Source organism: Xanthomonas sp. 1678 (assembly GCF_031455575.1).
Lineage (GTDB): Bacteria > Pseudomonadota > Gammaproteobacteria > Xanthomonadales > Xanthomonadaceae > Xanthomonas_A.
This window is the reverse complement of record NZ_JAVDSZ010000009.1, coordinates 116,962-130,739: the sequence shown is the minus strand read 5'-3', so window position 1 is coordinate 130,739 and position 13,778 is coordinate 116,962. Positions and strand designations below refer to the sequence as shown.

13 protein-coding genes are annotated in these 13,778 nt (G+C 68.6%); 4 read left to right on the top strand and 9 right to left on the bottom strand.

Annotated elements, in window-relative coordinates; all coding sequences use genetic code 11:
- Positions 1 to 9 precede the first annotated feature (9 nt).
- A complete protein-coding gene (locus J2Y70_RS16425; protein WP_309919848.1) occupies positions 10 to 297 on the bottom strand; it encodes a DUF2282 domain-containing protein in 288 nt (95 codons plus the stop codon).
- A gap of 519 nt (positions 298 to 816) precedes the next feature.
- On the opposite strand from J2Y70_RS16425, the gene J2Y70_RS16420 reads away from it, so the two are divergent.
- The 3 genes from J2Y70_RS16420 (at position 817) to J2Y70_RS16410 (ending at position 3,171) form a co-directional block, all read left to right on the top strand.
- Positions 817 to 1,380 (top strand): sigma-70 family RNA polymerase sigma factor, encoded by a 564-nt coding sequence (locus J2Y70_RS16420; RefSeq protein WP_309919845.1) that lies wholly within the window; start codon positions 817 to 819, stop codon positions 1,378 to 1,380.
- Positions 1,377 to 2,018 carry a DUF1109 domain-containing protein gene (locus tag J2Y70_RS16415; RefSeq protein ID WP_309919842.1) on the top strand — a complete coding sequence of 214 codons (642 nt, stop codon included), beginning with the start codon at positions 1,377 to 1,379 and terminating at the stop codon, positions 2,016 to 2,018. Before J2Y70_RS16420 ends, J2Y70_RS16415 begins: the two co-directional genes overlap by 4 nt.
- A gap of 124 nt (positions 2,019 to 2,142) precedes the next feature.
- Positions 2,143 to 3,171, top strand: a complete 1,029-nt coding sequence (locus J2Y70_RS16410) for a patatin-like phospholipase family protein (RefSeq protein WP_309919840.1) — start codon at positions 2,143 to 2,145, stop codon at positions 3,169 to 3,171.
- Positions 3,172 to 3,263: 92 nt separating this feature from the next.
- Here the strand turns inward: J2Y70_RS16410 and J2Y70_RS16405 are convergent, their stop codons facing one another.
- Both J2Y70_RS16405 and J2Y70_RS16400 read right to left on the bottom strand, forming a co-directional pair.
- Positions 3,264 to 5,471, bottom strand: coding sequence for a TonB-dependent siderophore receptor (locus tag J2Y70_RS16405; RefSeq protein ID WP_309919838.1), 2,208 nt, complete (start codon positions 5,469 to 5,471; stop codon positions 3,264 to 3,266).
- A 251-nt stretch (positions 5,472 to 5,722) separates the two neighbouring features.
- Positions 5,723 to 6,202 (bottom strand): Lrp/AsnC family transcriptional regulator, encoded by a 480-nt coding sequence (locus tag J2Y70_RS16400; RefSeq protein ID WP_309919835.1) that lies wholly within the window; start codon positions 6,200 to 6,202, stop codon positions 5,723 to 5,725.
- A 126-nt stretch (positions 6,203 to 6,328) separates the two neighbouring features.
- Between J2Y70_RS16400 and phhA the strand changes: the two genes are divergently transcribed.
- Entirely contained in the window at positions 6,329 to 7,219 is an 891-nt protein-coding gene (phhA, locus tag J2Y70_RS16395) for a phenylalanine 4-monooxygenase (RefSeq protein ID WP_309919833.1), read from the top strand.
- Positions 7,220 to 7,248: 29 nt separating this feature from the next.
- Here the strand turns inward: phhA and J2Y70_RS16390 are convergent, their stop codons facing one another.
- The 6 genes from J2Y70_RS16390 to J2Y70_RS16365 form a co-directional block, all read right to left on the bottom strand.
- Positions 7,249 to 8,451, bottom strand: coding sequence for a Fic/DOC family N-terminal domain-containing protein (locus J2Y70_RS16390; protein ID WP_309919830.1), 1,203 nt, complete (start codon positions 8,449 to 8,451; stop codon positions 7,249 to 7,251).
- A gap of 123 nt (positions 8,452 to 8,574) precedes the next feature.
- Positions 8,575 to 9,702: a GDSL-type esterase/lipase family protein gene (locus tag J2Y70_RS16385; protein WP_309920009.1), complete on the bottom strand. Its 1,128-nt coding sequence runs from the start codon at positions 9,700 to 9,702 to the stop codon at positions 8,575 to 8,577.
- 137 nt (positions 9,703 to 9,839) lie between these two features.
- Positions 9,840 to 10,496, bottom strand: a complete 657-nt coding sequence (locus tag J2Y70_RS16380; protein ID WP_309919827.1) for an RpiB/LacA/LacB family sugar-phosphate isomerase — start codon at positions 10,494 to 10,496, stop codon at positions 9,840 to 9,842.
- Between the two features lie 154 nt (positions 10,497 to 10,650).
- On the bottom strand, positions 10,651 to 11,406 hold the full coding sequence (kduD, locus tag J2Y70_RS16375) for a 2-dehydro-3-deoxy-D-gluconate 5-dehydrogenase KduD (protein ID WP_309919824.1): 756 nt from the start codon (positions 11,404 to 11,406) through the stop codon (positions 10,651 to 10,653).
- 74 nt (positions 11,407 to 11,480) lie between these two features.
- Positions 11,481 to 12,335: a 5-dehydro-4-deoxy-D-glucuronate isomerase gene (kduI, locus tag J2Y70_RS16370; protein WP_309919821.1), complete on the bottom strand. Its 855-nt coding sequence runs from the start codon at positions 12,333 to 12,335 to the stop codon at positions 11,481 to 11,483.
- A 374-nt stretch (positions 12,336 to 12,709) separates the two neighbouring features.
- Entirely contained in the window at positions 12,710 to 13,768 is a 1,059-nt protein-coding gene (locus J2Y70_RS16365; RefSeq protein ID WP_263396408.1) for a LacI family DNA-binding transcriptional regulator, read from the bottom strand.
- Positions 13,769 to 13,778 lie beyond the last annotated feature (10 nt).

Below are 13,778 nucleotides of genomic sequence, written 5' to 3'. Positions count from 1 at the left end.
GCGCCGCGCTCAGGCGCCGACCGGGGTCAGCGTGCCATGGCCCTTCGGCGTCTTGATGCCGACGCAGGTGCCGGCCGGTACGTTCTTCCAGGCATTGCCTTGGTAGTCGCGCTTGGACGTGCCCGCGCAACTGGTGCCGGCGCCGGCCTTGCAATCGTTCTGGCCAGCCTTGGCGACGCCGTAGCACTTTTCCATCGGCTTGGGTTGCGCGGAGGGGTCGGCGCCCTGCGCCATCGCGGCTCCGGTGACGAGGGCCGCCAAGGTCAGGGCCGACGCTGCAGCGTTGCGTACGTTCATGGGATGCTCCTGTGGAAACGGGTGAAGAGAGGGACCGGATCGCGAGCGCACCATGCGACCGGATCCTTTCTGCAATTCGCCACGAATGCCGCCACGGTTACAGCCAATGGCCGAGTCGGAAATGAAAAATTTCTGTCGCTGGCTGTAACCGCCGTCGCGGATGCGACGAACTACCTCTGAATCGAAGAGGGGCAGGGAAACCGGAGTGAACAGCGAGACAGCGATGGCGGCGGTGGCCGTCGCCCCTGCGCCTGCGGCGCCATTGGTCGCGGCGGCGGCGGGCCTGTGCGCGGTTGCCCGCCCTGGATGGCGGGAACCGGCGCCGGCGCCAGGCGCTGCCGGGTCCACGGCGGTGGCGGCAATGGCGGTCGGGCACGGGACGCAGGTCCGGCGTCCAGGCCGGCGCCGTCCTATCCTGCGTGTCCGGCGCCCGCCAGGCCGCCGTGGAGAGCGCTGCATGTGCATCCGCCGTTCGCGCCGTGTCCCCGTCCCATCCCAGGCCGCCGGCAGCGTGCCGCGATGAGCCGCCTGGACGCGCTGCAGGCGGTGGAAGCGCGCCTGCACCTGCTGTTCGTGGCCGGCCTGGAGGGCGACGCGCGCGACTATCGCGCGTTCCTGGACGAGCTCAGCGCCCACCTGCGCGGTTTCCTGCGCCGACGCCTGAGCCATGCGCCCGACGACGTCGAAGACGTCCTGCAGGAGACCCTGCTGGCCATCCACAACAGCCGCCACACCTACCGCCGCAGCGAGCCGCTGACCGCGTGGGTCTATGCGGTCGCCCGCTACAAGCTGCTGGACTTCTACCGGGCGCATGCGCGCAAAGGTCCGCTGCAACTGCCGCTGACCGCCGCCGACGATCTGTTCGCGCATGCGGACGACGCGCCGGCGCACGCCCGCCATGAAATCGGCCGGCTGCTGGAGCAGTTGCCGGACCGGCACCGCTTGCCGATCGTGCATGTGAAGCTGCAGGGCCTGTCGGTCAGCGAAACCGCCAGGTTGACCGGCATGTCCGAATCGGCGGTCAAGATCGGCGTGCACCGCGGACTCAAGGCGCTGGCGCTGAAGATCAGGAGTACGACATGAAGACCGATGAATTGATTTCGCTGCTGGCGCAGGAACCCTTGCGCGTGGACCGGCATGCCTCTGCCGAACGGTTCGCGCTGGCGCTGCCGAGCGGGCTGCTGGGTGCGCTGCTATTGGCATCCGCGGTGTTCGGGATCCGCCCGGATCTGGCGGTGGCGACTGCGGATCCGGCGTTCTGGGCGAAGCTGGGCTTCGCCGCGTGCATGGCCGCTGGCGCCGGCCTGGCGACCTGGCGCCTGGCCACGCCCGGGCGGCGGGTCGGCACCGCCGCCATCGCGATCGGCGTCCCGGTCGTGGCGTTGTGGATCGCCGCCAGCGCCGCGCTGTGGGCGGCGCCGGCGGACCTACGCCTGCCATTGCTGCAGGGCCAGAGCTGGCACAGCTGCCCGTTCAATATCGCGCTGCTGTCGATTCCGAGCTTCGCCAGCGTGTTCTGGGCCTTGCGCGGGCTGGCGCCGACCCGCCTGCGCGTAGCCGGCGCCGCCGGCGGGCTGCTCGGCGGCGCGCTGGCGACCATGGCCTATTGCATCCATTGCCCGGAGATGGCGGTCCCGTTCTGGGCGCTCTGGTACGTGCTGGGAATGGCGCTGCCGACCGCCCTTGGCGCCGCGCTCGGCCCACGTCTGTTGCGCTGGTAGCGGCGGCGCCTTTCGTGTGGCGGCGCCGCGTCCGCCACCCGGCATGACCTCCGGTCGTGGGCGGTGCAGGCGGATCCCGGTATGCTCGCGCCGGCTCCGCCCTCCCTTCCACGACATCGCCTCCATGACCGCCTTCCGTTCCCCGCGCCTGCTCCTGTCCCTGTCCCTGTTCGGCCTGCTCGCGGGCTGCGGCGGCGACCCCAAGCCGGCATCGCCGGCGCCGGTGGTCGTGGGACCGGCACCGACCGCCGCGGCCAAGCCGCTGCGCATCGGCATCGCCCTGGGCGGCGGCGCGGCCAAAGGCTTCGCCCATATCGGCGTGATCAAGATGCTGCAGGCCAACGGGCTGGAACCGGTGGTGGTGTCCGGCACCAGCGCCGGCAGCGTGGTCGGCGCGCTGTACGCCAGCGGCATGGACGCGTTCCAGATGCAGCAGGCCGCGGTGGCGCTGGACGAGACCAGCATCCGCGACATGCGCCTGTTCTCCGGCGGCCTGGTGCAGGGCCAGGCGCTGCAGGACTACGTCAATGCCCAGCTCAAGAACCGCCCGATCGAAAAACTCGGCAAGCCCTTCGCCGCGGTGTCCACGCGCCTGGAGGACGGCGAGCGCACCGTGTTCGTGCGCGGCAACGCCGGACAGGCGGTGCGCGCCTCCAGCAGCATTCCCGGCGTATTCGAGCCGGTCACCATCGGCAAGTTCCATTATGTGGACGGCGGCGTGGTCAGCCCGGTGCCGGTGGACGCCGCGCGCCAGCTCGGCGCCGACTTCGTGGTCGCGGTGGACATCTCCAGCAAGGCCAGCGGCAAGAACCCGGCCGGCATGCTCGGCATCGTCAACCAGTCGATCGCGATCATGGGCCAGCGCCTGGGCCAGCAGGAACTGGCGCGCGCGGACATCGTGATCCGGCCCAAGGTCAACGACATCGGCGCCGCCGACTTCGCCCAGCGCAACGCCGCCATCCTGGAAGGCGAAAAGGCCGCACTGGCGGCGATGCCGCAGATCAAGGCCAAGCTGGCGCAGCTGCAGCAACAGCGTGCCGCGGCCGCCGCCGCGGCCGCAAAGGCCGCACAGCCGGTCGCCCCGCCGTGCGAACCGCGCTCGCGCCTGGGCCGCCTGATCGGTCGCGACGATCCGTGCAAGAAGCAGGACTGAGCCGGCACGGCAACGGCAGGCCCCCGGTGCAATTCGGGCGCGCGATGACAAGGAGCGGCTAGGCGTCCACGCCCACCGCTCCTACGCACGCCTCAGTAACGCCAGCGCAAGGTGAAGCTGACGAAGCGCGGTTCGCCGTAGTTCTGGTAATCGAGGTTGGCCCAGTACTTCTTGTCCAGCGCGTTGCGCACCGCCAGCGTCGCGGTCCATTGCGCGCTGAGCTGGTAGTTCGCGTTGAAGTGCACCAGCGTGTAGGCGTCCTGCACCACGGTGACCGGCACCTCGGCGCCGCTGCCGTCGCCCACCGGACGCAGGATGTTGTAGCCGCGCACCGCGCTCTGCCAGCTGAGCCCGCCGCCGATGCTCAGGCGTTGCCAGGCGCCCGGCAGGCGCCACTGGGTGGACAGCTGCAGATAGTCTTCCGGCAGGTTGGCGTAGATCGCGTCGGTCGGCGCGCGGGTGACCTTGGCGTGGGTGTAGCCGGCGTTGAGCGTCCAGCCCGGGCGCAGCTCGCCGCTGACGTCCACTTCCCAGCCGCGGCTCTTGGTGCCGTCGATGCCGAGGTAGGCCGAGCTGCCGTCGGGCAGCGACGCTTCGGGCTGGCTCATGTCGCGCACCGCGTAGTTGTCCTGCCGCGCCTCGAACACCGCCGCGCCGAGCAACGCGCGGCCGCCGCCCAGCTGCGCCTTGATCCCCGCTTCCAGGTTGGAGCCTTCCACCGGCGCCAACAGGTTGTTGTCCTTGTCCTTGTAGTTCTGCGGGTTGAAGATCTCGGTGTAGCTGGCGTAGGCGGAGATCTCCGGGGTGATGGCGTAGACCAGGCCGACGTAGGGCGTGACTTCGTCGCTGACCTCGTAGCGGCCGCTGGTCCCGGTGTAGGCGCCGCTGGTGTCGTAGGCGCGCGTGCGCGTTTCCCACGAGCTCAGGCGCGCGCCGGCGATCAGCGACAGCGGTTCGGCCAGGCGCAGGCGCGTGGACGCGTACACGCCGCGCTGAGTGGTGCGCGCCACGCGCGAGGCGCCGGTGCGCGCATAGGTCACCTCGGAAATGTCGCCATCCCAGTCATGGACGTTGGGGATGTAGTAGCAGCGCTCGCGGCCGCAGCTGGCCCAGTCGCCGGGATAGCGCAGCGCCAGCGTGGAGGCGGTCGATTGCAGGTCCTGCCAGCTGCCGCCGACGACCAGGTCGTGGTCGCGGCCGAACAGCGGGAAGGTGCCGGAGAGGTACACGTCCACGCCGTCGCGCGTATCGGCGGTCTCGCCGGCGGCGGCGCGCAGATAGATGCCGCTGCCATCGCGCGGGTCCGGGTAGCCGCTGCCGTACACGCGCAGATTGCGCACCTCGCCCTCGGTGCGGGCGACGTTGACCTTCAGCAGCCAGTCCTCGCCGAAGCGCTGCTCCAGGTTGGCGAAGGCGGTGTGCGTGTCGCGCTGCCAGCGCGACCACTTCGGCGCCAGGTTGGTCGAACTGGGCAGGTCGGCGAAGGAACCGTCGGCGGCGAAGTACGGCACCGTGCCCCAGGTCGAGCCGACCGGATCGTTGTCCTGGCGCTGGTAGCCGACGGTGACCGTGGTGGCGTCGGTCAGGTCGCCTTCCAGCACCGCCATGCCCGACATCTTCTGCTCGTGGTAGTGGTCGTAGTAGTAGTCGCGGTCCTGCCAGGCGGCGACGACGCGGCTGCGGAAACGGCCGTCGTCGGTGAGCGGTGCGGTCACGTCGGCCTGGGTGCGGCGGAAATCCCAGCTGCCGGCGGTGGCCGCGAACGAGGCGTCGAAGCTCTTGCCCGGACGCTTGCGCAGCATGTTGACCGTGGCCGAGGGAATGCCCGCGCCGCTGAGCAGGCCATTGGCGCCGCGGATCACTTCGACGCGGTCGTAGAAGACCATGTCGTATTCCTGGTTGGTCGAACCGCTGTAGGTCGGCAGGCCGTCGACCTGGAAGTCGGTGATCTGGAAACCGCGCGCGAAATACAGCGGGCGCTGCGTGTCGTAGAAGGACACGTTGACGCCGGTGACGTTGCGCAGCACGTCGTTGACGCTGAACAGCGATTCCTCCTCCAGCCGCTGCAGGCCGAGCACGCTGACCGACTGCGGCGTCTCCTGCAGGGTCAGCGGCAGGCGCGTGGTCGTCGACGGCTGCGCGCGCGCACGGCTGCCGCTGACCTCGACCTTGTCCAGCGTGGTGGGCTGAGCGGCGCCGGCATCGGCCGCCGCGTCGGCCGCGTGCAAGGGCGCGGTGGTGGTGGACAGGACGGACAGCAGGGCGAGATGCAGCAGGTGGCGCGTGGGGGAGCGGGTCATGGAATCGGCGTCGTCGTTGAGCGGCGGCGACCGATGCTGGCGCACCGCCGAGAGGGGAGAGGAAACGGACGGGCGCAGACGGGCTCCACGGCACGGATATCCGGCATGGCTGGCCCAGAGTTGGGGCTGGCGGGATCGAGCGGGAGACGCTGGGCCGGCTGCGGCCGTCGCGAGACGCAAATGTAAATCGTTAGCAACAACTTAACAAGCGTTGGCGCCGTTCGGCACGGGTGCCGTCGTCCGATCGCCGCTCAGGCGCGCGGCAGCGGCAGGCCGGCGAAGTCCTTGACCGTGCGCAGCACGAAGCTGGAATTGACGTCGGCCACGCCGGCGGCATTGAGCAGCTTGTCCAGCAGGAAGGCGGAGAAATGCGCCAGGTCGCGCACGTAGACGTGCAGCAGGTAGTCCATGTCGCCGGTCAGCGCGTGGCAGGCGACCACCTCGTCCCAGCCCTGCACGCTGTCGGCGAAGTGGGCGATGCCGCTTTGCCCGTGCTTTTCCAGCTGCACGCGGACGAAGGCCTGCAGGCCCAGGCCGATCGCGCCCGGCACCAGGCGTGCCGCGTAGCCGGCCACGATCCCGTCCGCCTCCAGCCGCTGCACCCGGCGCAGGCAGGCCGACGGCGATAGGTTCACCTGGGCCGCCAGCTCGGCATTGCTGGCCCGGCCCTGCCGTTGCAGCAGGGCCAGCAGGCGCAGGTCGGTGCGGTCGAACGCGGCCGAATCGGTCATTTATTGCTCTGCAACATGGATTTGGTGCAACAATCTTGCGCGCAGCGGCCGCAAGCGCGCAACTTCGCAAGCCCATTGCGTGGCTTGGCGCCTACCATCACAGGCACTCTTCCGGAGCTACCGCCCATGGACACCGCGCCGCGCCGCGTCGAACACCAGCAGACCGACAAGGGCTACGTGCCGGTCTACACCACGGCCGTGGTCGCGCAGCCATGGGACAGCTACAGCGCCGACGACCACGCCACCTGGGGCACGCTGTACCAGCGCCAGCGCGAACTGCTGGTCGGCCGCGCCTGCGACGAGTTCCTGCAGGCGCAGGACGCGATGGGTATGAACCCGCAGGCGATCCCGCGCTTCGAGCAACTCAACGAGGTGCTGGGCGCGGCCACCGGCTGGACCCTGGTCGGAGTCGAAGGCCTGCTGCCGGAACTGGATTTCTTCGACCACCTGGCCAATCGCCGCTTCCCGGTGACCTGGTGGATCCGCCGCCCCGATCAGATCGACTACATCGCCGAGCCGGACCTGTTCCACGACCTGTTCGGCCACGTGCCGCTGCTGATGAATCCGCTGTTCGCCGACTACATGCAGGCCTACGGGCGCGGAGGGGTGAAGGCGCACGGCATCGGCCCGGATGCGCTGCAGAACCTCACCCGCCTGTACTGGTACACGGTGGAATTCGGACTGATCGCCAGCGCCGACGGCCTGCGCATCTTCGGCGCCGGCATCGTTTCGTCCAAGGGCGAATCGCTGTACGCGCTGGAATCGGCCGCGCCCAACCGCATCGGCTTCGACCTGGCGCGAATCATGCGCACCCGCTACCGCATCGACACCTTCCAGAAGACCTACTTCGTCATCGACAGCTTCGAGCAGCTGATGCAGGCGACTGCGCCGGACTTCACTCCGATCTATGTGGCGCTGGAAACCCAGGAGCACCTGCCGGCCGGCGAGGTTCAGGAAGGCGACCGCGTGTACCAGAAGGGCACCGGCGAAGGCTGGGCGGAAGGCGGCGACGTTTAACCGTAGAGCCGGGCCCTGCCCGGCTGCTTTCAACGCGGCCGCGTAGCCACGCGCGCTGGTGGCTGGTTGAGTCGCTTGAGGACGGCGTGGGCGTGGTACGTCCTGCCCCACTTCTTCTCGTTGCCCTTCGACAGGATTCCGGCCTCCTCGAGCGCATAGATGCCGGTAAGCGCTGACCGGTCAGACACATCCAGCAGCGAAGCAACCTGTGACGCCGTGACCACCGGATGGCCGACCAGCAGCGCGGGAAGTCGACGCGCGACAGAATCGCCGCGATAGCGGCTTACCTTCACCGACCACTCTGCTACAAGCTGCTGCATGTCCTCGGCGATGGCGATCGCATCGTTCGCCGACTCCACCACGGCCTTGGAGACCATATCCATCCACGGTACCCAGTTGCCTTTGATCTGCACCTGGTTGAGCGCTTCGTAGTAGGTGTCCTTGCTTCGGAGCAATGCGCCGGACAGGTACAGCGGTGGATATCCTTCTGCCGCCAGTATCAGCGGCATCAGCAGCCGACCGGTGCGTCCATTGCCATCCTTGTATGGATGGATGGTTTCGAACTGGGCGTGCGCGATGGCGAGCTGGGCGAGGATGTTCAGTTCGAACTGTTCGTCTTCCGCCGCCTGGTACTGCAGCATCTGCCGTTCCAGTTCCTGCATCGCCTCGCCGATCCGGTCCGGCGGCGAAGGAACGAAGCGTGCGTCTTCAAGGCGTCCTCCCAACGGGCCGATGACGGCCTGTTCCTGACGATAGCTGCCCTTTGGGAAATGCTCGGGCGTGTCCTGCATCAGCACTGCGTGCAGGTGGTTGACCAGCGCAAGGTCGATGGCGGACCTCCCCCGCTCCCTGACCGCTTCAAGGCCGTCCTGCAGCGCCTGTACGTAACGCTCGGTGACCACCACGTCGGCGGGCAGGCCGTCGAGGCCAAGGGTAGCTTCATACACCAGCAACTGGTCCAGATCGGTCTGGGTCCCTTCTATCTGGGAGCTCTGCACGGCTTCGCGTCGCGCCAAGGTACGGGTGACCAGATCCGGGGCAGGCCAGTGGCGCATTGCCTGTTCCAGCCGGGCCAGCGCCGCGTTGGCGCCAGCGAACAGTTCGCGGTTGCCCGACTGCCCAGCGGGCAGCCTGCGCGGCGTTGGCGGGGCTGTCATGGCCACCAGGTTCGGGCGACCTTCGACCGGCACGAGGTACTGGCGCAGTGGGACCGCTATGTCTTCCCGTCGCATGGAACCCTCCGCCCTAAACTTCAAAAGCACTCTACGCTTTTGAAGTTTAGCGCACCATCCTTCAAAAGCATCAATGGCTTTTGAAGGTTGGCGCCGGTAGAGCCGGGCTCTGCCCGGCTGGCTTTACCGCGGATACGCCAGCAGCACCACCAGATCCTGCTCCCCCCGCTGCTGCAGCGCATGCAGGCTGCCCACCCGGGTCAGCAGCGCATCGCCTGCCGCCACGTCGTACTGCTTGCCATCCAGCACGTAGCTGCCCTGCCCGCTGACGATGTAATAGATCTCGTCCTTGTGCTGCGGGTGCAGGCCGATGCCCGCGCCCTTGTGCAGCACGCGCTTGCGCAGCACGAAGGGCAGGTCCTTGTCGTCGGCGAAGAAGGGATACGCGGTGGTCGGCCCGGCGCCGCCGTGCGGGCCGGGCTGACTGATGCCGATATCGCGCTCGTGGACCACGCGCGAGGGCTTGGCCGGCTCGCTGCCCTGCCCTGCGGGCTGACTCACGTCGCAGTCGATGTCGCGCTTCAAGGCCGGTTTCAGCTCGGGCGTCGACGCCACCCAGTCGCGCAGCACCAGGCAGGCCACGGCGGTGGCGCCGGCGGTACTGAAGTGGGTGCCGTCGGCCTTGTTCTGCTCGGGCACGAACATGAAGTACGGCTTGGCGCCCTGCTCGCCCAGCGCGCGGATCCAGCGGGTGGAACTGGCGTTGAGGTCGATCAGCGCGACCTGCTCGCGCGTGGCCAGCTGTTTCACCGCCTGGGTGTACAGCCCGTGGGTGTCGAGCAGCGAGCCGAAGTCGTACAGCAGCCGCGCGACCGGGGTGATCAACACCGGCGTGGCGCGCTTGTCGCGGGCCAGCTGCACGTAGCGCATCAGATACTGCGGGTAAGCGGTGTCCGGGTCGTCGTAACGCGTAGGGTCTTCGACCTTGGCATCGTTGTGGCCGAACTGGATCAGCAGCACGTCGCCGCGGCGCAGGTCCTTGGCGATGGCGTCGAGGCGACCTTCGGCGATGAAGCTGCGCGCGCTGCGCCCGCCCTTGGCGTGGTTGCGCACCTGCCAGGCGGCCGGATCCAGATAGCTCTGCAAGGCCTGGCCCCAACCGGCCTGCGGCGCGCGTTCGGGACCGTAGTCGGCCGCGGTGGAATCGCCGGCGATGAACACGCGCTGCGGTTCGGCGCAGGCGATTCCGGCGCAGAGCGACAGCAATGCAGAAAAGAGCAGGCGCATGGTGGACTCCGCTGCGCTGTGTATGCGCTTGGCACCCTGCGCCTGTCGGCGGGAAGCACGCCAAGCCGATAGGGAAGCGTGGTGCCGGTTAGTCGATCGTGTTCGGCCCTCACCCCAACCCCTCTCCCGCGGGAGAGGGGTTCGAGCGTGGCGCTGTGCGGTCAGGCCGCGGCGGCTTCCGGCTTGCCCAGCACGCCGGCGACGAAGCTGCGGATCTCGGCGTCCTGCGCGTTGTCGAAGAAGCACTGCTGGAAGCGCTCGCCGCCGACCGCCTGCTTGACCAGTTCCGGATCGATCGCGCGCAGGCCATCCAGGTAGGACTTGGCGGTGGCCTGCTTGACCTGGGCGAGGATGCCGGCATTGGCCTGCTGCGACTCGCGGCGCTCGGCCGGATAGCCCATGCCGCGCTCGCCGCTGAAGGCCTTCTCGAAGATGTAGCGCACGTTGATTTCCGCGCCCCAGCCGTAGCCCTTGGCGAAGGCCAGCGCCAGCGCGTTGCCGTTGTTGACCTGGGCGAACAGGTAGGCGTCGGTCGGCTCGATGCAGTAGCCGCAGAACACGCCCGGGTAGGCGTTGAGCGACATCATCGCGCCCTGGCCGGTGCCGCAGCCGGCGACGACGAAGTCGACCGCCTTGGAGTTGAGCAGCAGGCTGGCGACGATGCCCAGGTGGATGTAGGTCAGGCGATGATCGTTGTCGCCGTCCATGCCGACGTTGAACACGCTGTGGCCCTGCGCGCTCGCCACGTCGGTGAGCTGCTGCAGGATCACCGGGTTCTTGCCGGCCTGGCTGAATTCATTCATCAGTGCGATTTTCATGGTGTCTCCGATTGCAGGGGAAGATGGTGCGTGTGATTGATGTGGCGCCGACCGCCGTCTGCGTCTGGATGGTGTGCGTGCGGGCCAACCCTCATCCGCCCTGCGGGCACCTTCTCCCGGGGGAGAAGGGAGCAGCGCACGCTGCGTGCTTGGCTCAGCGTGCCAGCCAGCCGCCGTCGACCGGGATGATGGTGCCGTTGACGTAGTCCGAGGCGCTGCTGGCCAGGAACACCGCGGTGCCGCCGAGGTCTTCCGGCACGCCCCAGCGACCGGCCGGGATGCGCTCCAGGATCGACTGGTTGCGCGCGGCGTCGGCGCGCAGCTGCGCGGTATTGTCGGTGGCCATGTAGCCCGGCGCGATGGCGTTGATGTTCAGGCCCTTGGCGCCCCACTCGTTGGCCAGCAGGCGGGTGATGCCGGCGATGCCGGACTTGCTGGCGGTGTACGAGGGCACGCGGATGCCGCCCTGGAACGACAGCATCGAGGCGATGTTGATGATCTTGCCGCTGCCCTGGGCGATGAAGTGGCGGCCGGCGGCCTGCGACATGAAGAACGCGGACTTGATGTTGACGTTCATCACGTCGTCCCAGTCCTGCTCGCTGAAATCCACCGCGTCGGCGCGGCGGATCAGGCCGGCGTTGTTGACCAGGATGTCGAGGCGGCCGAGGCCGGCCAGGGTCTCGTCGAGCACGCGCTGCACCGGCTCGATGCTGATCAGATTGGCTTCGATGGCGACGAAGCGGCGACCCAGCGCCTTGACCTTTTCCTCGGTCTCGGTGGGCGCCTGGATGCCGGCGGCGGCGATGTCGGCGCCGGCCTGCGCCAGCGCCAGGGCGATGCCCTGGCCGAGGCCGGTGTTGGCGCCGGTGACCAGGGCGACCTTGCCTTCGAGACTGAACGGGTTCGTCATTGCAGATGCTTCCTATGAGGTGATGCGGATGCGGTCGAAAACGCGGCGGCGGCGCGCATGGCGCGCACGGCGGCCTACTTGAGCTGGCAGATGTCCAGCACGTGCATGTCGGTGTAGTCCAGGTTCTCGCCGCCCATCGCCCAGATGAAGGCGTAGTTGCTGGTGCCGGCGCCCATGTGGATCGACCACGGCGGCGACACCACGGCTTCGTCGTTCTGGATCACGATGTGGCGCTGCGCGTCCGGCTCGCCCATGAAGTGGTAGACGCGGTCGTTGGCGCCGAGGTCGAAGTAGAAATAGACCTCGCTGCGGCGGTCGTGCAGGTGCGGCGGCATGGTGTTCCAGACGCTGCCGGGCTTGAGCACGGTCAGGCCCAGCAGCAGCTGCGAGGACTGGCAGGTGGCCGGCACGATGAACTGGTAGATGGTGCGCTCGTTGCTGGTCTCCAGCGCGCCGCGGTCCAGCGCCACCGCGTCCTTGATCGACAGTTGCTTGGTCTGGAAACGCGCATGCGCCGGGGTCGAGGCCAGGTAGAACCGGGCCGGGTTGGCCGCATCGTCGGAGGCGAACACCACCTCCTCGCTGCCCATCGCCACGTACAGGCCGTCCTTTGGTCCCAGCGTGTAGGCGGTGCCGTCCACGGTGACCGTGCCGCTGCCGGCGCCGACGTTGATCACGCCCAGCTCGCGACGCTCCAGGAACGGGTGGCCGGCGGCGGAGGCCGGCTCGGTCTGCTTCGGCAGTTGCACGGCCTTGCTCACCGGCGCCGCGCCACCGAGCACGAAGCGCTCGTAGTGGGTGTACTTCAGGGTGAGCGCGTCGTCGACGAACAGGCCATCGAGCAGGTACAGCTCGCGCAGCTGGTCGTTGCTGGCGCCCTTGATGGCGTCGGGATGGGTGGCGTAGTGGGTCTTGCAGTACAGGGACATGGGGATCTCCGGGGCAAGCAGGGGCCAGGCGACGGCCCGCAGAAAGGCATTCTAGCCGCTCTGGTAAACCGGTGTCATTGCGCAGTGCACGAAACTGGGTGCTCCCTTCTCCCGTCGGGAGAAGGTGCCCCGCAGGGGCGGATGAGGGTACGGGCGCAGCCTCATGCACCCAAACTCCGCGAGACGCTTCGCGCCGTACCCTCACCCCAACCCCTCTCCCGATGGGAGAGGGGCTACGGCTGCTCCCTTCTCCCAGCGGGAGAAGGTGCCCCGCAGGGGCGGATGAGGGTACGGGCGCAGCCTCGTGCACCAAGCTCAGCGAGACGCTTCGCGCCGACCCTCACCCCAACCCCTCTCCCGAGGGGAGAGGGGCTTTAGTCTTCCGGCGGCTGGCAGGAGTCGCGCACGATCAGGTGCGGGCGGACGCTGGCCACGGCCAGCGCCGGGGTGCCTTCGGGCTGGATCAGCATCGCCGCGGCGGTGCGGCCGGTGTCGCGGGTGTGCCGGCGCACCGAGGTCAGCGACGGCCACAGGCGCGAGGCCAGTGGGCTGTCGTCGTAGCCGATGATCGACAGCTGGCGCGGGATGTTGATGCTGGCGCGCAGCGCGACCTTGTACACGCCGGCGGCCATCTCGTCGTTGCCGGTGAAGATCGCGCTCGGGCGCTGCTTGCCGAGCAGCAGTTTCTCGGCCGCGGCCACGCCGGATTCGAAGGTGTAGCCGGCCTCGACGATGCGCTCCGGCGGCAGTTCGATGCCGCGCCGGGTCAGCGCGTCGATGAAGCCGGCGGTGCGCTCGTGCGCGGAGCGGTAGGCGCTGGGACCGGTGATCAGCGCGATCTCGCGGTGGCCCAGCGACAGCAGGTAGTCGGCGGCCTCGGCCGCGCCGTCGCGGTCGTGGGTGACCACCATCTGCGAGGTGGCGTCCAGCGGCAGCGAGGCGATGCGGGTGTAGCGCACACCGATGCCGGCGAGCATGTCGGCCAGCGCCTGGTCCTCGGAGGCGCGCGGCACCAGGATCACGCCGTGCAGTTTCTGCTGCTGCACGAAGCGGCGCACGCCCTCGATGTAGCCGGGGCTGCGGCTGTCGCACGGATGCACCACCAGTTCGAAGCTGGAACCGCGCAGCGCGTCCAGCGCGCCGTACTGCATGTCCACGATGTACTGCGCGGTGGGGTTGTCGTAGACCATGCCGATCAGGAACGAACGCCGGAACGCCAGCCCACGCGCCAGCGGATCCGGCGCGTAGCCGACCTCGCGCATCAGCGCCTCGACCTTCTCGCGCGTGTCCTTGCGCACCAGCGGCGAGTTGTTGATGATCCGCGACACCGTCTTCTTCGACACCCCGGACAGGCGCGCGATGTCGTTGATCGTCGCCGCCTTGCCGTGGACGGAGGCGTGGACATCGGCGGAAGTGGGTTTGCTCGGCGCCATGGACGGAAAA